The sequence below is a fragment of the Bradyrhizobium mercantei genome (genome assembly GCF_001982635.1).
Taxonomy (GTDB): Bacteria; Pseudomonadota; Alphaproteobacteria; order Rhizobiales; family Xanthobacteraceae; genus Bradyrhizobium; species Bradyrhizobium mercantei.
Genome location: NZ_MKFI01000003.1, coordinates 437,427 through 456,670, shown reverse-complemented (window position 1 = coordinate 456,670; position 19,244 = coordinate 437,427). Strand labels below are relative to the sequence as shown.

Sequence of the window (19,244 nt, the reverse complement as noted above, 5' to 3'; positions counted from 1 at the left end):
GCTCGTCTATAGATCAAATACGTCGCCCAGACGCGGCAGCTCGACCCGCTGTCCCTCCAGATGCGCGGCGAGTGCGTGCATCGCCGGCTCTTCGCCATGGACCAGGAATGTTGCCTCGCATCCTTCGATCGCGCGTCGCCATGCGAGCAGCTCCGGCTGATCGGCGTGAGCTGAAAATCCGTTGATCGTGTAGACCGTGCTGCGAACCGCAATGTCCTCGCCGAACAGCCGCACGGACTTGGCCCCGTCGATGATCTGCCGCCCAATCGTTCCCGAGGCGGCGTATCCGACGAACACGACAGCCGACTCCTTGCGCCAGATGTTGTGTCGCAGATGATGGAGAATTCTGCCGCCCGTGCACATCCCGGACCCCGCCATGATGACGGCACCGCCGGTTACCCTGTTGATGGCGACCGAATCGGCGCTCTCGCGGACCAGATGCAGGTTTGCAGGGTGCAGCGGGTCCCGCCCTTCACGAAACATCGAAGCGGCCTCGGAGCCGAGGCATTCGGGATGCCGCTTGAATATCTCGGTCGCCGAGATCGCCATCGGCGAATCCAGGAAGATCTGCATGGCCGGCGGCAACCTGCTGCACTCCATCCCCTGGCGCAGGACGTAGAGGATCTCCTGGGCGCGTTCGAGCGCGAAAGTCGGGATGATGACGTTGCCGCCGCGTGCCAGCGTGCTGCTGATCGCGTCGTAGAGCTCCTCGATGGAGTCCTTCAGCGACCGATGACGCCTGTCTCCATATGTCGATTCCATGACGACCATGTCGGCGCGAGCTGGAGGACTGGGGAGCCGCAGCAGCGGTCGACCGGCGTTGCCAAGGTCACCCGAAAACAGGACCGAACGTGGGCGGCCCCGCTCGGCAGCCTCGATCAGGATGCTCGCTGAACCCAGGATATGGCCGGCATCGAAGAAGGTCGCGCGGAGCCCATCTGCGAGTTCCACGGGCCGTCCATATTCAGCCGTCCTTCCAAATCGATCGAAGCAATTAAGCGCATCGACGACGCTGTAGAGCGGCGACGGCGTATCCTCTTCCCCACGCCTGCGCCGTTGGCGGGCTCTCCGCTGCGCATCTTCCTCCTGGAGATGCGCGGCGTCGACAAGCACGAGGCGAGCCAGCTCGCGACTGGCCGCAGTCGTGACCACTTCACCCCTGAACCCTCGCTTGGCGAGCAATGGAATCCTGCCGCAGTGATCCAGATGGGCGTGGGTCAGTAGAACATAGTCGATGGTTGCTGGCTCGAACCCGAAGGCGGCAATATTGTCTTCCACCAGGTCGCGGCCTCCCTGAAAAAGACCGCAATCGATCAGAATGCGTCGGTTCAGGCATTCGACCAGGTGACAGGACCCGGTCACCACTCGATCGGCGCCATGAAAGGATAGCTTCACGATCCGACCTCTTGATTGATCGACTTTCCCCGAGAGGCATCGTTGCCAACCGGAAGAAGCGGCCGGCCGGCCGCTTCGTACCACCGCAGAATGCCCAGCCATGCTTCCTCGGCGGACTCTGCGAACCAAAACAAGTCTCTGTCTTCCGGATCGATGACCCCCTCCTCGACGAGGAAATCTGGATCAAACGCGCGACGCCAATACGACTCGCCGACCAGCACTACCGGCACCGGCCCGATCTTTCGGGTTTGCGCCAACGACAGCACCTCAAACAGCTCGTCCATCGTGCCAAAGCCGCCCGGAAATGCCACCAGCGCCCGCGCACGCATCAGGAGATGCAACTTTCGCATCGCAAAATAGTGAAACCTGAAGCAGAGCTCTGGCGTGACATATGTGTTAGGGTTCTGCTCCTTCGGAAGGGTGATGTTTAGTCCGATCGACTGGGCCCCGATGTCGTGCGCACCACGGTTGGCTGCTTCCATGATGCCCGGGCCGCCACCTGTCATGACCATGAGGCGGCCGCCGATGGCCTTTTCGCCTGCGGCACCGACGATCTGCCCGAACTCGCGCGCGATTCTGTAATATTTGCTCTTCGCCGCGATACTCCGTGCCGCCTTGAGACGGCGCTGCAAGCCGTCATCATCGGGATTCAACGAAAGCTCGTCAACTATCGAGGCGACGGTTCGGCGCGCCGCCTGCGCTTCGCAAATGCGAGTACTGCCAAAGACGACGATCGTGTGAGCAATCTGATGCTCGCGTAGCTGGGTCTCAGCCTTGAGGAAATCAAGCTGTAGACGAATGCCGCGGGTGGCTTCGCTCTTCAGGAAAATTTCGTCCTGATCCGCCTCTTGATAGCTTGACGATTGCAGGATGCTGCGCAGAGCGCCGGGCGTGCGGGTGTCCTCCTCGACGCCCTCGGGTTGCTCGCATGGAAATGCGACCGTCTCGTCGACACCGTGCGCCGCCTTCGGGATTGAGCTGGGACGTCTTGATCGCAGACCGTCCTCATCAGTCATGCGCCGACCTGCCGTTCATCTTGGAGAGGCTGGGCCTCACTATGCTTCAGAGCCTCACGAACCTCGTCGTCTTCCAACGCATCCAGAAGCCAGCGGCGGTCGCCTGGCTTCTCGCAACCAACGGCCGTCCCGTTCGCCCGCTGTTCGACGGCAGACAACTTTCCTTGGTCAATCATGGTAAGCCTCATCAGCATTCGAGTGGCATTGCCCAGCATCCGAGACCGCATCCAGAGACATCTTGAGCAAGGTCAACTCAGCAATAGCTTTCTTAATGGCAAGGCACGGCATTGAGCTTACTTCTCGCTGTTCTTGCGCTCGACGAGAGGCGCTCTCGGATCAATCCCACGCTCCACAATTGCCTGCCGCGGTTCCCGCGTCAGTCGCCCTCCGATCGCGCGAGTATTCGCTCAAGAGCGACGATCAACTGCACGCGGCCAACGATGCCAACGACCCGCGTATCCCGGAGAACCATGACTTGCGATATCTGATGCTTGTCCATTTCGGCGACGATCTCGTCCACGGTCGCGCATTCGTCGACACAAACGGGCTGGTGGCTCATCACGGCGTCGACGCTCAGGGCCCGGGTCCGCTCGCGGAGCTGCCGCCCCTCCTCTCTGCTCAGCAGCCATTCGAGCCAGAATCCCTCTGGCGAATGCACACCGAGTTCGCGACGGTGAAGGAAGTCCCCTTCGGAGATGACACCGACCAGCGCCCCTGAGCCTTCGAGCACAGGCAAGGCGCGCTGGCCAGTTTCCAACAGCGAACGGATAGCATCGAGCAATGGCGCGCCCGGTTTGATGGTCGTGAAAGAAGTGCGCATGACATCCAAAGCCAGCATGGCAAACTCCACAGAGCTTCATGTACGCGATGATCTGCCAAGCATCGGTCAAAGAGCGACGGGCCGGACTGATTTGGATCAACAAAGCCGTGCGGTTTTTTTTTACCCGCTGGTTTTTCGCCGCAGCACCATTCGGCAAGCTGTTAGCTCATACGGCAATCGCCGGCGAAGGTGAGGTCGTCACCCTGAATGGCCACGTCGGACGCTACTCGCAGAAGCTCGCGGCTGTTGCGGCCCCTACTGGCAACCGCCGCATCCGTGTTAACGCGCAATCGTGGGAGCGGCGGCATACCACGGAATGTTTGACCCAGATCAAGCTATTAGACCGATAGCTAGGTAACCTTGCATTGGCAGCGCACGAATTGAGCTATGAGCGAAAACTCTCTATTTGCTTTCGTTCTCACGGTCACGCTCATCGAACTGACACCGGGACCCAACATGGGCTATCTCGCGGTGTTGGCTGCGTCGGCTGGTCGCAGAGCCGGGCTTGCCGCGACAGCCGGTGTCGCTCTTGGCTTGTTAGGAGTTGGAATCGCGTCGTCGCTCGGCCTTGCCGCTATCGTGACGGCCTCCAACCCGCTTTACGAAGCGATTCGTTGGGCGGGCGCGCTCTACCTGCTTTGGCTTGCTTGGCAAGGATGGCGCGCTGCACCACAAGAGATCACCAAGCCAGTCGAAGCGACGGCGAATACCGAATTCTTCCTCAGGGGCTTGATGACCAATCTACTCAATCCCAAGGCTGGAGTTTTCTATCTATCGATTTTTCCAACCTTCATCGATGAGAAACGTCCACTGCTCCTGCAGACAGCGATCTTGCTGACGGTATACGTCGCGATAGCGACTGCAATTCATACTGCCGTCGTGATTTCAGCCAACGCCATCCGGCCAGGCATTGAAAAGCAGGCAAACACAATGCTCATCCGGCGGACGATGTCGGTGTTGCTGGCCGTTGTCGCAATCTGGCTGTTCTATACGACGAGGCGGGCTTGCTGTTGAGCTCGCTCTGGAGACACTATCGGCCGCACAGTTCCTATCGTGTAGGCGATGCAAGCGCTTCCACAACGCGCTTTTCAATTTCCACGACGGGACACATGGTCAGATCCTTGGGGATCTCCCCAATGATGTGGCGTCTGACATCGGGAGCGAGTATCGCTCGAAGCTGCGCCAGAGTACGCGGTGGAGCGACGATGACAAGCACAGTGGCTCTTCCACCCCGGACCATGGCCTCGGCAGCCCGTGCAACCCGCCTTGTGAACCGATACTCCTCGAGCTCGTGCCAGTCCGTCGGTTCGACAGCTCCTCGTTGACCGGAGACCATTCCCTTGACGAAGTGTCCCGGACGGTCGGTGCCTTGCAGATGCGTCGCCGGGTTCTGATCTTCGAACACAACCTCCGCCTTCAGGCTGGGAGCCCGAGCGTCGCCTTCGTTGCGGAGCATCAACGCCTTGCGCCCGTCTCCGACAAACACGAGCGCGTTCTTTGGAATTCCCGTCATCTGGAGATCCTCCGCTTCAACGGGTCCTATCTAGGATCGGATCAAAACGGCTTCAAATCGACCCACGAGCGCACTGAACACCTAGTTCATCCTGACAAAGAGGCGATCGATGGCATCCGAGGGGATCGCAAAGGCGCGCCCGGATTCGGTCTCGCCGGTGGTGGCGGCAACAATGCCGATCACTTCGCCCCGCAGATTGAACAGCGGCCCGCCCGCGCTGCCGCGATCCAGCAACGCGTCGGTCTGAATGAGATCCTGGCAGGGGATACCAGGCAACGAACGATGCAGAGCGCTGACGATGCCGAAACCCATGCTTTGAGCGAGCCCCGAGGAGCCACCGACCGCAACGACGAAATCCCCGGGCTCTGCGTCGACCGATCGACCGATGCGGGCCGCGGTCAGGCCGGAGGCCGAAATCCTCAGCATCGCCAGGTCGTATCGCTCGTCGGCCACAACGAACCTGGCGTCAAGTTGGCGTCCGTCCGGCAATCGGACCAAGAGTGTCTTGGCGCCGCTGACCAGATGATTGCTCGTCACGATCAATCCGGATTCCGCCTCGATGATGACGCCCGCACCGTACACATGCTTCGCCGTGGGAGGCGGACCATTGGGAAGTTCGGCACCAGCGCCCATTGACCGGGAGGCTGCCTCAGTCGCCGTACTGGCCTCTATGCCGACAACACTCTGGATGACCTTCCCGACGAGGGGCGCAAGCGTTTGCACACCCCAGATTTCCCCTGCTTGCACCTGCCCAGACCAGAGCAGGAGCATGCACATCATAACGATGATGGTTGGCAACTGGCGGGCGGACCACTTCCGCACCAATTTGCGGCAGGGCCTTGTCGGGTTCATCTCGCGCCGCCCCGCCTATTCGGCTGCGGCGATTGGCAGTGCGCCAGGCCGCTCCGCCGCGATGATAGCCTTCCACAATGCAGCGATACTGCTCTGGGTGGTTGGCAGGATCGAGCAATGCCCTGCAGCATCAAAATCACAGAACCGTGCGGCAGGATCATCGCACATCTCGGCGAAAGCTTGATTGATGAGGCCGAGGCATTCGAGGAGCTTGGTGACGTTCTCCAAGCCGGCACGACGCTGAAGATCGAGGAGACGAAACGTCACGACCGGCGGCTCGCCGAAGGAGATCTCTGGATGGGCGAGCCCAAAGAACACTTCGACAGCAGATGGCGCCTGCCTAATTCGATTGAGAAGGTTCGCAGCCTGAGCTTCCGTGCAAGCAACCAGGCGAGGCGGCGACGCTCCGGGTATCGGCCTTGGACCGAGAGCCGCCGCTATCTGCTGCTCAAGCCAGAGGCGAACGGGGGCCGGTGCGCTCTGAATTTGCTCGGCATCAAGCATTATGCTGGTCATCATTGATCCCTCCACTTTCCATATGACCACTAGCGACTTTGCTCGCAGCGGCCTTTGACGAGGATCAATGTCGGAGTCGGTCGCCTTCATGCGCGCAACCTGCGCTCATTCATGGCGGCAGATCACGTTGCCGCGGCCGAGCGCGACGGCGGCATGGTCGTCGCGAACGCCATCGTGGCCGTTACCTCTGCTGGATGCGGTTCAGGTAATCGATAACGGCGAGGATGCGTGTTCGCACGACGACTTCTCGCAGGTCCCGCGACGGATCGAGCGCGTCGTAGGTCGGATCAATAGTGTGAGGCACGCTCTTGACCGGATTGAATCGTTCCCCCCAGATCGGCATTTCATGAGTGCCGTGCGCGGAAATTGTTCTCCGCCCGTCTACGGCTTCATAGACAGCGGTCATAGGAAAGACCCCGTTGTTGTTCTTGGCCAAGGCCGTCAAATCGCCTGGCGGCACCTTCAGCTGCCCGGCAACAGGTCCTTTGCCCTTTCCATCTACGCCATGACAGCTTGCGCACGAAGCTTGAAATTCCGCCTTCCCAACATCGGCATCTTCAGCGTGAGCGGCCGCCGCGAAACCAGCGGTCAGACCGGCAATCATGAAAGACTTCAGGCCACAGATAGTCATATCATGCCCCCGTTTTCGGATAAGCCCATCTAGCAGTGTCGGTTGACCCTCGGTATGACGCGAGTTGATGCATCTCGTCCTCTCAGTCTAACGGCGCGGTGCCGCTCGGGCCAGACCAAACAAACATAGACTCGCGACCTCTATCCGCACCCTCAGCCGGAAGCGGCAAGGTCGCTTCGACATGATGGAGGCGGGTTTGAGCTCGGACCTCGGCTAACCACTAACTCTCGCTCCCTCAAGCATCGAGCGCTTTCAACAGTGAGCTTGCGACCTTGTCAATCGATTGCAGACCGTTGATGCTCTTCAGAAGTCCTTTCTCACGGTAGTAGTCGGCGAGCGGTCTGGTTTGTCCGCGGTACTCCGCCAGGCGCACTCTCAGCGCAGCTTCGGTATCATCCGCGCGTGCGTAGCCGTTGGATCTTGCTTCGTTCGCGCGGTTGAGGATGCGGCTCAGCAGGGCGGCTTCGTCGACATCCAATTCCAGCACGCGGTCAATTCGAAGATCGGCCGCCCGCAAAATATCGTCGAGCGCAGCCGCCTGAGCAATGGTCCGGGGAAAGCCGTCCAAGATAAACCCGGATTTCGCATCAGGCTGCGATATGCGTTCGGCAACGATGGCCACGACAAGTTCATCGGGAACAAGTTCGCCGCGCTCCATTGTCGCCTTTACTTTTGTCCCGATTGGCGTTCCTTCGGATACGGCCGCTCGCAACATATCGCCGGTCGACAGTTGAGGAATGTCCAGGCGCTTGGCAAGACGGACCGCCTGAGTCCCTTTCCCGGATCCCGGTGCCCCCAACAGAACTAATCTCACAGCGTTGTCTCCACAGGTTAGAGCATCGGACGAGCCGTTGGTACGATGCGGTCGCTTTCTAACGCCTACGCGCCCTTCTTGTTCTGCCGGTTCTGCACGAGGTCATCGACCACGGCGGGATCGGCCAAGGTCGAGGTGTCGCCGAGGCTCGACGGCTCGTCCTCGGCGATCTTGCGCAGGATGCGGCGCATGATCTTGCCGGAGCGCGTCTTCGGCAGGCCGGGCGCGAACTGGATGAGATCCGGCGAGGCGATCGGGCCGATGTCCTTGCGGACCCAGGCGACGAGTTCCTTGCGCAGGGCCTCGGTCGGCTCGGTGCCCTTCATCAGCGTGACATAGGCGTAGATGCCCTGGCCCTTGATGTCGTGCGGGTAGCCGACCACAGCGGCTTCCGACACCGCCTCATGCGCGACCAGCGAGCTCTCGACCTCGGCGGTGCCCATGCGGTGGCCGGAGACGTTGATGACGTCGTCGACGCGGCCGGTGATCCAGTAATAGCCGTCGGCATCGCGCCGGCAGCCGTCTCCGGTGAAGTACTTGTTCTTGTAGGTCGAGAAATAGGTCTGCTCGAAGCGGGCGTGATCGCCGTAGACGGTGCGCATCTGGCCCGGCCAGGATTTGGTCAGGCAGAGATTGCCCGAGGTCTCGCCCTCCAGCGTCTTGCCGTCGGCATCGACGATCTCGGGCACCACGCCGAAGAACGGCCGCGTCGCCGATCCCGGCTTCAGCTTGGTCGCGCCCGGCAGTGGCGTGATCAGGATGCCGCCGGTCTCGGTCTGCCACCAGGTGTCGACGATCGGGCAGCGATCGTCGCCGACCACGCGGTGATACCACTCCCAGGCTTCCGGATTGATCGGCTCGCCGACCGAGCCGAGCAGCCGCAGCGATTTGCGCGAGGTCTTCTTCACCGGCTCGTCGCCGCCCTGCATCAGCGCGCGGATCGCGGTCGGCGCGGTGTAGAAGATGTTGACCTTGTGCTTGTCGACCACGTTCCAGAAGCGCGAATTGTCCGGGTAGTTCGGCACGCCTTCGAACATCAGCGTGGTCGCGCCATTGGCGAGCGGCCCGTAGAGGATGTAGCTGTGGCCGGTGACCCAGCCGACGTCGGCGGTGCACCAGTAGATGTCACCGTCGTGATAGTCGAACACGTATTGATGCGTCATCGACGCGAACACGAGATAGCCGGCGGAGGTGTGCAGCACGCCCTTCGGCGTGCCGGTCGAGCCCGAGGTGTAGAGGATGAACAGCGGGTCCTCGGCGTGCATGGGCTCGGCCGGGCATTCATTGGTCACCACCTTGGCGGCCTCGTGATACCAGAGGTCGCGGGTCGGGTTCATGTCGATCTTGCCGCCGGTGCGCTTCACGACGACGACCCAGTCGACGCCGCCGACTTTTTCGATCGCGGCATCGACATTGGCCTTCAGCGGCACCCTCTTGCCGCCGCGCAGGCCTTCGTCGGCGGTGATGATCACTTTGGAATCGCAGTCCTTGATGCGCTGGGCGAGGCTGTCCGGCGAGAAGCCGCCGAACACCACCGAGTGGATCGCGCCGATCCGCGCGCAGGCCAGCATGGCGTAGGCCGCTTCCGGGATCATCGGCAGGTAGATCGTGACGCGATCACCCTTCTTGACGTTCCGCGTGCGCAGGATGTTGGCCATCTTGCAGACTTCGTCGTGCAGCTGGCGGTAGGTGATGTGCTTGGATTCGGAGGGGTCGTCGCCCTCCCAGATGATCGCGGTCTGGTCGCCGCGCTTCTCGAGATGGCGGTCGATGCAGTTCCAGGCGACGTTCAGCACGCCGTCCTCGAACCATTTGATCGAGACGTTGCCGGGCGCGAAGGAGACGTTCTCGACCTTGGTGAAGGGCTTGATCCAGTCGATCCGCTTGCCGTGCTCGGCCCAGAAGCCGTTCGGGTCCTTGACCGAGTGCGCGTACATCTCGCGATATTTGGCGTCATCGATATAGGCGCGCTTGGCCCAGTCGGCCGACACGTCATAGATCGCTTTCGGTGAAACAGAGTACGCCAATTTCGCTTCCATCCAGAGCTCCTCCGAGATCGAGTTCTTTGCGACGCCAGTTATTCATAAAGGCCCCATAAGTCCGCGCTCTCTTCTCGGAGGCTGGGAGGGGGCCGCACGCGGTACGCGCCGCCAGCTGGTTTTATTCCCAGTTTGGCTGCTCACGTATATGGCCAAGTGATCGATGCCGGTTTGATCTCCGTCAAGAAGCGCCGGTTGGTGAACAGCGGCGGGCATCCACACCCAAGACCGGCAGACGAACGCCGCGCAACATTCTTGATCTGCATCAAGACCTCTATTTCTCGATCGTCCATACGTAGCTTCAATCGCAATTTCGATGAGTTCGTCCGAGCTCACGCCTACACGTGTCCGACATTAAGTACGCAAGAAATGGACGTCTTGCGCGTCCCGATGCTCTTCCACTCATCTTGAAGGGACCACACCATTGAACAACTACGAGAAGATTGAGCAAGACCCGAACTATCAGGAACTGGTTCGTCGACGTTCACCCTCTGATCCGCAAGATTGTTGGAGCGCGCCGCCAATGAAGAAGATACCATATCTGCTGGCAACGTTGTTCATCTGCCTTCCTTCGGTCGCACTTGCAGCCGGGACGATTGATGGTGGTACCAAGCAAGCGGTCAATTGGGCCGCCATCGGCATGTTCATAGGATTCGTATCCCTGACCCTTGTCATAACCTATTGGGCATCGAAACGGACGGTGTCAGCCGCGGACTTCTACTCGGCAGGTGGCGGCATCTCAGCCGGCCAGAACGGGCTTGCGATCGCCGGCGACTACATGTCGGCCGCATCCTTCCTGGGTATCTCAGGTCTCGTTTACACCTCAGGGTACGATGGCCTGATCTACTCGGTAGGTTGGCTTGTTGGATGGCCTGTCGTCACATTCCTGATTGCCGAGCAGCTCCGCAATCTTGGCAAGTTCACATTCGCCGATGTCGCTTCTTTCCGGCTCGGCCAGACGCGGATACGCATCCTGGCCGCGTGCGGCTCGCTGGTGACTGTCGCCTTCTACCTGATCGCGCAGATGGTCGGCGCTGGCAAGCTGATCCAACTGCTTTTCGGCCTGGACTATTGGATTGCCGTCATCCTGGTGGGTGGCCTTATGATGATCTACGTGACCTTTGGCGGCATGAAAGCCACGACGTGGGTGCAGATCATCAAGGCGGTGCTGTTGCTGTTCGGCGCGACGTTCATGGCAGGAGCTGTGCTTTACAAGTTCGGGTTCAGTCCGGAAGCACTGTTTGCCAAGGCAACCGAGGTACATCCCAAGAAGCTCGCCATCATGGAGCCCGGCAGCCTGATCTCAAATCCGCTATCGGCGATTTCGCTCGGGTTGGCGCTGATGTTCGGCACCGCCGGCCTGCCACACATCCTCATGCGCTTCTTCACGGTGAAAGACGCACAGGCCGCACGTAAGTCGGTGTTCTATGCGACAGGCTTCATTGGCTACTTCTACATCTTGACCTTCATCATTGGCTTCGGCGCCATCACGCTCGTCTCGACCGATCTGGCGTTCCTCGACGCAGGGATTCTCGAGAAGACCAAAAGCGGGATCGCCGCGATCAAGGGCGGGTCGAACATGGCCGCGATCCATCTGGCCGACGCGGTAGGCGGTAATCTGTTCCTCGGCTTCATTTCGGCCGTCGCCTTCGCCACGATCCTGGCCGTCGTTTCCGGCTTGGCGCTCGCAGGAGCATCCTCCATCAGCCACGATATCTACGCCATGGTGATCAAGGGCGGACATGCCAATGAACAGGATGAAGTTCGTGTCTCCAAAATAGCGACGCTGTTCCTGGGCATGCTCGCAATCGTGCTTGGCATCATCTTCGAGAACCAAAACGTCGCCTTCATGGTTGGCCTTGCCTTTGCAATCGCGGCGTCCTGCAACTTCCCGGTGCTGGTGATGTCGATCTTCTGGAAGAACCTTACCACGAGAGGCGCCTTGATTGGTGGCCTGCTCGGCCTGATCAGCGCTGTCGTCGGCGTCATCCTGTCGCCGGCAGTATGGGAGGTCACTCTCGGCTTTGCGAAGGGGTCGGCCCCCATCAAGCTGGACAACCCTGCTCTGTTCTCGATGGCAATTGCATTCGTTTCCATCTGGCTGATCTCGCTTCTGGACCGTAGCGCGCGTGCAGGCACCGACCGCGACGGCTTCGACGCGCAATTCGTGCGGAGCCAGACTGGAATCGGAGCAGCAAGCGCCACCAGTCATTGAAATTCTCGCTCTCTGAATAGGCACAATTGCGAATGCCCAAGGCTTTTGATGCCGCCAATCCACCGTTTGATCGTCTAACGCCGCACGAAGTGGAGACGCTTCGTGCGGCGCTGGATGTCGTCTACTTCCCTCCGGGCGAATCAATTATCGATCAAGGCGCCTCGTCTGGGGCCCTCTTTGTCATTATCAAGGGCACAATAGAGGAGCGCGACGGGACCGATCTGCTGGCGTTGCTCGGCCCCAAGGACAGCTTCGATAGCCGCGCCCTCGTCCACGGCAAGAGTGGGCACGCCTTCCTCGCGCGTGAGGAAGCGTTATGCTACTCCGCTCCGAGACATACAGTGCTCGACCTGATCCAAAGCAATCCAAGATTTGCCTCGTTCTTTTACGGCGATATCGCGCGCAAACTCGATGAGTTCGTCAGAGACGAAGATGAACAGAGGCATGGATCGATGATGCGAGCTCGCATTTCCGAGCTCTTTCTACACCCGGCCGCCTTCATTGACGCCGATGACACCGTGGGAACGGCGGGCCGCAAGATGCAAGAAATTAACAGCAACGCATTGTTCGTCCGCGACGGCGACCGGACCGGCATTATCACTGGCATGAACTTGTCGAAAGCCGTCATACTGAAATGCCGGTCCACTCAAACATCCGTTCGCGATCTGGCGCACTTTGACCTGGTTACACTACGGCCTGACGATTTCGTCTCCTCAGCGCTCGTACTAATGACCAAGCTCAACAAGCGTCGCATCGCCATTCGCGACGACGAACGGTTCGTCGGCATCCTGGAGGATATCGATGTTCTGGGCTTCCTCGCCGGTAGCGCACAAGTCATTGCCGGGCGCATTGAGCGCGCTGCGAATCGGGACGACTTGGCAGCGGCCGCCCGCCAAACAACGGCTCAGGTGCGGACCCTGAGGCGGCAAGGGATCGACGTCGAGCTGATTGGCGAAATCGTTTCCGATCTGAATCAGCGCCTGCTTTCCAGATTGTTCGATCTCACCGCGCCGGCCGAGATTCGCGCGGGCGGGTGCCTCATGGTCATGGGAAGCGAGGGCCGAGGCGAGCAGACCGCCCGCACGGATCAAGACAACGGCCTCATTCTGTCAGGGGCAATCGAACAGGCGGAGCTTGATAAGTTCCGCACGGCATTCTCGGGCGCGCTGTCGGACTTTGGCTTTCCTCCCTGCCCCGGTCACGTGATGGTGAGCAATCCAGCATGGTCCAAACCACTGCCCGATTACATCGCCGACATTCGCAGTTGGCTTGCACTGCCCGACGATACCGCCCACATGAACGTCGCCATCCTCTTTGACGCGCGGTGCGTTGCCGGTGACACGACGCTGCTAACTGAAGTGAAGGCCAAATTGATCGAGATGGCGCGCGGGGAGCAGGCCTTCCTGGCGCATTTCGCGCGGGCCATAGACCTCTTCCCGACACCCATCGGCTTGTTCAAACACTTAATCACGTCTGCGGGCAAGGGCGACGCGATCGACCTGAAAAAGGGCGGCCTATTTCCAATCGTGCATGGCGTTCGCAGCCTTGCTCTCGAGCATGGGTTGGTGGAGACCGCGACGGATAAGCGCATCGACCGCCTGTGTGATAAGGGCGTCTTGCATGCCGAATTCGCCCGCGAGCTCCATCAAGCTTTCAACTTCATGCTGATGCTGCGTCTCGACGGACTACTGGCGGAGTCAGCTGGCGCCACAGGCACACTGGTACGGCCGTCATCCTTGTCGAGCATGGAGCGCGACCTGCTGCGTGACGCATTTTATGTCGTCAAGAAGTTCCGCGAGTTCATTCGCCATCACTTCAATCTCGGCGCCTTCTGACGTGATACCCCGCGCGATCAAACGCCTGTTTCACCAAGCTTCGATAAGTGACCAGTCATACCGATTCATGTTCAAGCGCGGTCCCGTGGACGAAGTTGTCGCTATCGATTGCGAGACCACGGGGCTAAACGTACGTACGGATGACATCATAAGCATTGGCGCAGTCAAGATCAGAGGCAATCGCATTCTGACAAGCGAGCGCTTCGAGAGGGTGGTACGCCCCGATGCAAGAATGCGGACGGATGCGATCAAGATCCACCATCTGCGTCAGGTCGACGTTGAGCATCAAGCCCCGATCCGGAAATTGCTACACGACCTCCTGCATTTTGTCGGCGGGCGACCGCTCGTCGGATACTACGTCGATTTCGACATCGCGATGCTGGATAAACATATCCTTCCCTTCATTGGAATCGAGCTGCCAAATCCTCGCATCGATATCTCCAGTCTCTACTACGAGCTGAAGTACGGTGATGCGCCCCCTAACATCTCGGTCGACCTCTCGTTCTCCGCAATTCTCGCGGACCTCGAAATCCCTTCGCTTCCTCAACATGACGCGTTCAACGACGCCTTAATGACCGCGATGATGTACGTCACCCTGCGTGACAAGAAGAAGAGAGGAATACGAATTCCACGGTCAAACAGTCAGGCCGCCTCCGATCCATTCGGCGGTCAGGCGTTCCTCGCGTAGACCTGTCGATGCTACGAAAACCATCGGCTGCTATTGACCAAGCGTCACCCCGCATTCGCGACTTGGTCGTGACGGCGTGGGTCCCTTGCATGTCGTGTTGGAGGCGACCAAAAGAAAAGCTGCCCTCACGGGCGGCGTTCTGATTTGCACTGCAGTTGCAGCGTCTTAGCCGGTTGTGGGGACAAAATTTGAACCTGACGCTTCAGGCTATCTGGCATAGAGATCGGCGAGATGTTCGGCGTCAACAGGACCAAGCGACCTACGTCCTCAAAGTACGGAGTGTTCGGTCGGCAGCGCTTTGTCACCATCGATCCTCATGGTGCCCTTGGACGCCCGGGCTCGCACGCAAGGAGGCCAAGCGGCTTTTGGGCCTCGTTGCCAACGGTAAAGATTCGGCGGACGAAAAAGCCAAGACGCGCCTGCAGGCGGCCGACACACTCCGGGCAATCGCGGATCAATATCTCCGGAACGCCAAACAAAGGCTAAAGCCCCGGACCTATTCGGAAATCGAACGCTACTTGTTGGTCAGTTGGAAACCCTTGCATCCCGTCTCGGTTTTCCTGGTCAGCCGCCGTCATATCTCGGCTCGTATCGCTCAAATCGCATCAGCTCATGGAGCCGTCTCAGCAGACCGCGCCCGTACAGCCCTGTCTTCAATGTTCAACTGGGCAATACGCGAGGGCCTCGACATTGCCGGGAACCCGGTTCTCGGCACCAATCGACCCGTGCAACCAGGAAGCCGCGAACGGGTCCTCACGAAGACGGAGCTATCTGCAGTTCACGTCGATAATTCGGCATGATACGCTATCTTTGAGGTGCTTGCTCGAATTTTAGCTCCGACACAATCGTTCGCAACACCCCCCGTAGCCAACGATGTGCGGAATTGTCCTGCATACGGTCGTGCCAAAACATCCCGATGCGTGCCTCGTCAAGCATCAGCGGTGGATCGAAGGTTCTTACCCCGGCCCCGTCGACCAATCGATTTGCAATTGCCTCGGGCACGGTCGCGATGAATGGCCCTCCCGCAACGATGGAAATCAGAGAAACAGCGGACGGCAACCAGGCTCCCATTGATCGCCTTAGGCCAAGGCGATTCAAAGATTTTTCAACCGCTTTCTCAATCGTGGATCCCTCGCGCGTATCGATGAGATGCCCCGCGTGTGGCCAACGAACAAACTGCTCGATGCTCAACGAGTCCCGGATGTCGGGATGATTCTTTGCGACTATGACTTTCAGCGATTGGCGAAGAAGTGTCGACGATCGAAGTCCTGATGGCGCGCTCTTTGTAAAGCTAATCAGAATATCGGTCTGCGCCTCCTCCAATGCCTGCTTTATCCTAGCCAGATCGGGAACGCGAACACAAAGCGTCACGCTGGGCGCGAGTTGATGCACGCGAGAAATAAGGCTGGGCATGATGGCCAGCGTCACGGACTCGCTCGCGGCAATCTGGAATTTGTGCACTGCCGTTGCAGGATTGAATATCCCGTTCGAGTGAAGAGTCCCGTCGATCAACGCCAGCGCGGCATCGACAGATCGGCCGATCTCGATCGCGCGATCGGTCAGAAACATCCCTTTTTCGGTGCGAACCAGCAGAGGATCGTCAAAGAGCTTGCGCAGCCTGCCCAAAGTTGCACTAAGCGCGGGTTGCGAAGTATTCAGACGTTCCGCCGCACGGGTCACGTGCCTTTCCGCTATCAAGACCGAAAAGCATCGCAGCAAATGGAGGTCGAGATGTCGAGTCTTCATGAACAAACAGTGCTTGACGAAATAACATTCTGACATACACGCGCGACCGACGCGAGCCCCATCCGCTCGAGGTGGTGCGTGTGGCACATTGGACGGGCGACCTGCCCGACGACGGTTGCGGGCTCGAGTGTACCGCCGGCCCACCGCGATAATCATGTACCGCTCGAGACGAGCTCTCCCAGATGGGTCAGGTTCTGCACGGCCCGATCTCCGCGTTCGGAACGCGCGTCACCATGTTTGGCAGAATAAGGATGCCAGAATCCGAATCACAACGGACCTCGGAAGCCAGAACACAGCGCATCTGTTGAACATAGTTTGGCTGAGAACTAGCCAGCCGACATAGCGCTGGGCGAATGCCGCCATAATGAGATGCGTATGGTGGTCGGACGTAAGGCGCCTTTCACCCCACTCGTCCGAAAGGCCCTTCGCCCATTACCGGTGGGCCACGCATATGCCTCCCGTTATGGGCGCATGCATTTAGCCGGATTTGGCAACGCAGAGAGTTAGACACATGTAGAAGGTCGATCGATGCAGGTGAATGACCATGACCGGACTCAAAGCTTGTTCAATTGAAATAGCTGCCGACGCGTCCCGCGATATCCTCGATAAGATTGAGTCGAAGTGCTGGCACCATTGCATGTCGGGTTATTCGGCCGGCGCAAGACACTTATCGAGATGGCTCCAGAAGTCTTGGACACCCTCAGGGCGGGCCCGAAATTGCCTAGCGCCAAGCTCGAGACGCACCATCACTTCGCGCAGTTCATCAACGGGCAGCGTGGACTCTTTTCTGATCGAGGCCTTGAAGCCTTCATGGCCGGGATTGTTCCTACCGGAAGCTCCAGGAGGTTGCACTGATCACCGCGACCAACATGGCGAGCAACCACAGCAACCATGTCGTACATATCCGGCTCGACGCGTTCGTGAAGAACACGGAATGGGCCAAACCAGCAATCGCCGCGGAATGATTGGCCGAGGCAGCGGAGGCGTCTGCGTGGATTGGGACAGGCCCGTGGTCCGGCCCCTCTTTCCGACGGGAAGCGTCCTTGGTCGAGCATTAGTTTTCCACGGGAACCACACGTTAAACCGAACAGTGAGGATGTGATGTCAACTCTCTTTGAGCCGATAAAGCTGGGGGCGATCACAGCCCCGAACCGAATCATCATGGCGCCCTTGACGAGAGCGCGCGCTACGATCGACCACGTTCCGACCCCTATTATGGTCGACTACTATCGTCAACGTGCGTCAGCCGGTCTGATCATCACTGAGGCAACGGGAATCAGCCAGCAAGGCCTCGGCTGGCCGTTCGCGCCTGGCATCTGGCGCGACGACCAAGTCGCGGCATGGAAGCCGATTACCGAAGCAGTCCACCAAGCCGGCGGCCGTATTTTCTGTCAGCTCTGGCACATGGGACGCCTGGTGCATCCAAGCTTCCTAGGAGGAAAGGCGCCCGTGGCTCCCTCTGCAACAACGGCACCGTCTCATGCCCACACCTACGAGGGCAACAAACCCTATGAGCTGGCCCGATCGTTACAGGAAGTTGAGATTGCGGATATCATTCAGGACTATCGCCGCGCGGCCGAAAACGCGATGAAGGCAGGCTTTGACGGTGTGCAGCTCCACGCCGCCAACGGCTATCTCATCGACCAGTTCCTACGAGATGGCACGAACTTCCGGACGGACTCATATGGCGGCCCGATCGAGAACCGTATCCGCCTCCTGGTGCAGGTGACCGAAGCCCTCGCGGAGGTTATAGGGTCCGATCGAACAGCTGTCCGCCTCTCTCCAAACGACGAGCATCGTCAAGGCTGTGCCGACAGCAACAACGCGGCAATCTTCCCGGCAGCAGCCCTGGCACTCGACCGGATCGGCCTCGCGTTCCTCGAGATGAATGCGTCTCGGCCGGGCAGCACTTTCCGGCCTGGCGCCGGGAAGTACGATCTGGCGCCGATCATCCGTAAGCTTTTTCGAGCGCCGCTGATCCTGAACACGGACTACAAGAAAGACGATTCCGTGGCCGCTATCAGAGCTGGCGAGGCCGATGCGATCTCGTTCGGCCGCCCCTACATCGCGAACCCGAATCTACCCGAGCTTTTGAGGCACGGCGAAGAGCTCCGTGAGCCAGACGCCGCCTTTTTCTACACGCAGGGCGCCCAAGGATATCTCGACTACCCAACAACTTGAGTATGGCATTTCAACGGCGTCACTATTCAAGGAGGTAACCTCATGACGGCAGGTGACAGAAACATGCAACCGAACGAGGGCACGACCGTTCGGCTGGGCGTGGTAGTTCCGAGCATCAACACCGTTGTCGAACCGTGGTTTTCGGCCGTCCTTCCAACGAGGGCGAGCCTGCACGCCTCGCGGATGCTGATGCCGCCGCGCCTTACCCCTGATGGCATCACCGAAATGGATCGGTCCGACGGAATGCTGGCCGTCCGCCAGATCGCGAGTTGTAGGCCCGCCGTCATCGCGTACTGCTGCACGGCGTCCAGCATCGTCCAGGGGCAGGCCTACGACGAGCACCTGCGCGAGGAGATTGAGCGGCAAAGCGGCGCCAAGGCAACGACGGCTACGCATAGCATTCTGGCCGCGCTCACCGCCCTGGACGTCCGTCGCGTCTCGATCGTGTCGCCCTACACCGATGAGATCGACGCCATGGAACATCGCTTCTTCGAGAATTCCGGCCTCCGGATCGAAGGCTCGGCCAATCTCAACATCTCGGATACGTTCGGCCTCGCTGCGCCCGGCGCGGCGGCGCTTCTCGACCTCGCCCGGAGAGGTTGGTCAGCGAAAGCCGATGCCCTTGTCATCACTTGCCTGAACACGCGTTCACACTTGGTCGCAGAGGTGCTCGAAGAAGAACTCGGCAGACCCGTTGTGACGTCGACGACGGCGACGTTATGGCATTCCTTGAGGCTTGCCGGAGTTGATGAGAGAATTGCCGGCGCCGGCCGCCTACTATCCGTTCTCTGAGCCGCTGGGGATCCGCCCCTGGACCTACCTCTCCATTCTCGGGCCTGCCGGTTGCGGCTAAGGTAGTGGTCAGCTGGTTGACTGAACGAAGCTACTTGCGCGGGAGAAAGCGCTACGTCGCGAGAGCGTCTCTCTGAGAGGCGGGCTCGAAACTCCTCCGATCTCGCGACGTGTGCCGCTAGCTGATGAAC

19 protein-coding genes are annotated in these 19,244 nt (G+C 59.6%); 8 read left to right on the top strand and 11 right to left on the bottom strand.

Features of this window, described 5'->3' with window-relative positions; all coding sequences use genetic code 11:
- Nucleotides 1-6 precede the first annotated feature (6 nt).
- The 4 genes from BI327_RS15665 to BI327_RS15650 form a co-directional block, all read right to left on the bottom strand.
- A complete protein-coding gene (locus tag BI327_RS15665; protein ID WP_076861375.1) occupies nucleotides 7-1,395 on the bottom strand; it encodes an MBL fold metallo-hydrolase in 1,389 nt (462 codons plus the stop codon).
- Nucleotides 1,392-2,411, bottom strand: a complete 1,020-nt coding sequence (locus BI327_RS15660; protein ID WP_076861373.1) for an LOG family protein — start codon at nucleotides 2,409-2,411, stop codon at nucleotides 1,392-1,394. The genes BI327_RS15665 and BI327_RS15660 overlap by 4 nt, the downstream gene beginning before the upstream one ends.
- Entirely contained in the window at nucleotides 2,408-2,626 is a 219-nt protein-coding gene (locus BI327_RS15655; RefSeq protein ID WP_076861371.1) for a hypothetical protein, read from the bottom strand. Before BI327_RS15655 ends, BI327_RS15660 begins: the two co-directional genes overlap by 4 nt.
- A 161-nt stretch (nucleotides 2,627-2,787) precedes the next feature.
- Nucleotides 2,788-3,249: a CBS domain-containing protein gene (locus BI327_RS15650; protein ID WP_076861369.1), complete on the bottom strand. Its 462-nt coding sequence runs from the start codon at nucleotides 3,247-3,249 to the stop codon at nucleotides 2,788-2,790.
- A 20-nt stretch (nucleotides 3,250-3,269) separates the two neighbouring features.
- On the opposite strand from BI327_RS15650, the gene BI327_RS15645 reads away from it, so the two are divergent.
- A complete protein-coding gene (locus BI327_RS15645) occupies nucleotides 3,270-3,581 on the top strand; it encodes a hypothetical protein (RefSeq protein ID WP_076861367.1) in 312 nt (103 codons plus the stop codon).
- A gap of 37 nt (nucleotides 3,582-3,618) precedes the next feature.
- Entirely contained in the window at nucleotides 3,619-4,245 is a 627-nt protein-coding gene (locus tag BI327_RS15640; protein WP_076861365.1) for a LysE family translocator, read from the top strand.
- Between the two features lie 34 nt (nucleotides 4,246-4,279).
- Here BI327_RS15640 and BI327_RS15635 read toward each other — a convergent pair whose 3' ends face one another.
- From BI327_RS15635 to acs, 6 genes are all read right to left on the bottom strand, one after another.
- Entirely contained in the window at nucleotides 4,280-4,744 is a 465-nt protein-coding gene (locus tag BI327_RS15635; protein ID WP_076861363.1) for a baeRF12 domain-containing protein, read from the bottom strand.
- An 81-nt stretch (nucleotides 4,745-4,825) separates the two neighbouring features.
- On the bottom strand, nucleotides 4,826-5,596 hold the full coding sequence (locus tag BI327_RS43150) for a S1C family serine protease (RefSeq protein ID WP_245334824.1): 771 nt from the start codon (nucleotides 5,594-5,596) through the stop codon (nucleotides 4,826-4,828).
- Between the two features lie 15 nt (nucleotides 5,597-5,611).
- Entirely contained in the window at nucleotides 5,612-6,115 is a 504-nt protein-coding gene (locus BI327_RS15625) for a hypothetical protein (RefSeq protein ID WP_245334823.1), read from the bottom strand.
- 178 nt (nucleotides 6,116-6,293) lie between these two features.
- Nucleotides 6,294-6,716 carry a c-type cytochrome gene (locus BI327_RS15620; RefSeq protein ID WP_245334822.1) on the bottom strand — a complete coding sequence of 141 codons (423 nt, stop codon included), beginning with the start codon at nucleotides 6,714-6,716 and terminating at the stop codon, nucleotides 6,294-6,296.
- 262 nt (nucleotides 6,717-6,978) lie between these two features.
- Nucleotides 6,979-7,557 carry an adenylate kinase gene (locus tag BI327_RS15615; protein WP_076861360.1) on the bottom strand — a complete coding sequence of 193 codons (579 nt, stop codon included), beginning with the start codon at nucleotides 7,555-7,557 and terminating at the stop codon, nucleotides 6,979-6,981.
- A 65-nt stretch (nucleotides 7,558-7,622) separates the two neighbouring features.
- The gene (gene acs, locus BI327_RS15610) at nucleotides 7,623-9,596 is read right to left on the bottom strand and encodes an acetate--CoA ligase (RefSeq protein ID WP_076861358.1); all 1,974 of its coding nucleotides are present in this window, start codon (nucleotides 9,594-9,596) and stop codon (nucleotides 7,623-7,625) included.
- Nucleotides 9,597-10,119: 523 nt separating this feature from the next.
- On the opposite strand from acs, the gene BI327_RS15605 reads away from it, so the two are divergent.
- From BI327_RS15605 to BI327_RS41075, 4 genes are all read left to right on the top strand, one after another.
- Nucleotides 10,120-11,811 carry a cation acetate symporter gene (locus BI327_RS15605; RefSeq protein ID WP_076861356.1) on the top strand — a complete coding sequence of 564 codons (1,692 nt, stop codon included), beginning with the start codon at nucleotides 10,120-10,122 and terminating at the stop codon, nucleotides 11,809-11,811.
- Between the two features lie 32 nt (nucleotides 11,812-11,843).
- The gene (locus BI327_RS15600) at nucleotides 11,844-13,646 is read left to right on the top strand and encodes a putative nucleotidyltransferase substrate binding domain-containing protein (protein ID WP_076861354.1); all 1,803 of its coding nucleotides are present in this window, start codon (nucleotides 11,844-11,846) and stop codon (nucleotides 13,644-13,646) included.
- The gene (locus BI327_RS15595) at nucleotides 13,588-14,334 is read left to right on the top strand and encodes a 3'-5' exonuclease (RefSeq protein ID WP_245334821.1); all 747 of its coding nucleotides are present in this window, start codon (nucleotides 13,588-13,590) and stop codon (nucleotides 14,332-14,334) included. The genes BI327_RS15600 and BI327_RS15595 overlap by 59 nt, the downstream gene beginning before the upstream one ends.
- Nucleotides 14,335-14,699: 365 nt before the next feature.
- On the top strand, nucleotides 14,700-15,134 hold the full coding sequence (locus BI327_RS41075; RefSeq protein WP_174683047.1) for a hypothetical protein: 435 nt from the start codon (nucleotides 14,700-14,702) through the stop codon (nucleotides 15,132-15,134).
- A 4-nt stretch (nucleotides 15,135-15,138) separates the two neighbouring features.
- Here BI327_RS41075 and BI327_RS15590 read toward each other — a convergent pair whose 3' ends face one another.
- Entirely contained in the window at nucleotides 15,139-16,080 is a 942-nt protein-coding gene (locus BI327_RS15590) for a LysR family transcriptional regulator (RefSeq protein WP_076861350.1), read from the bottom strand.
- Between the two features lie 1,101 nt (nucleotides 16,081-17,181).
- Between BI327_RS15590 and BI327_RS15580 the strand changes: the two genes are divergently transcribed.
- Both BI327_RS15580 and BI327_RS15575 read left to right on the top strand, forming a co-directional pair.
- On the top strand, nucleotides 17,182-18,261 hold the full coding sequence (locus BI327_RS15580; protein ID WP_076861346.1) for an alkene reductase: 1,080 nt from the start codon (nucleotides 17,182-17,184) through the stop codon (nucleotides 18,259-18,261).
- A gap of 42 nt (nucleotides 18,262-18,303) precedes the next feature.
- Nucleotides 18,304-19,053 (top strand): maleate cis-trans isomerase family protein, encoded by a 750-nt coding sequence (locus BI327_RS15575; protein WP_076861344.1) that lies wholly within the window; start codon nucleotides 18,304-18,306, stop codon nucleotides 19,051-19,053.
- Nucleotides 19,054-19,244 lie beyond the last annotated feature (191 nt).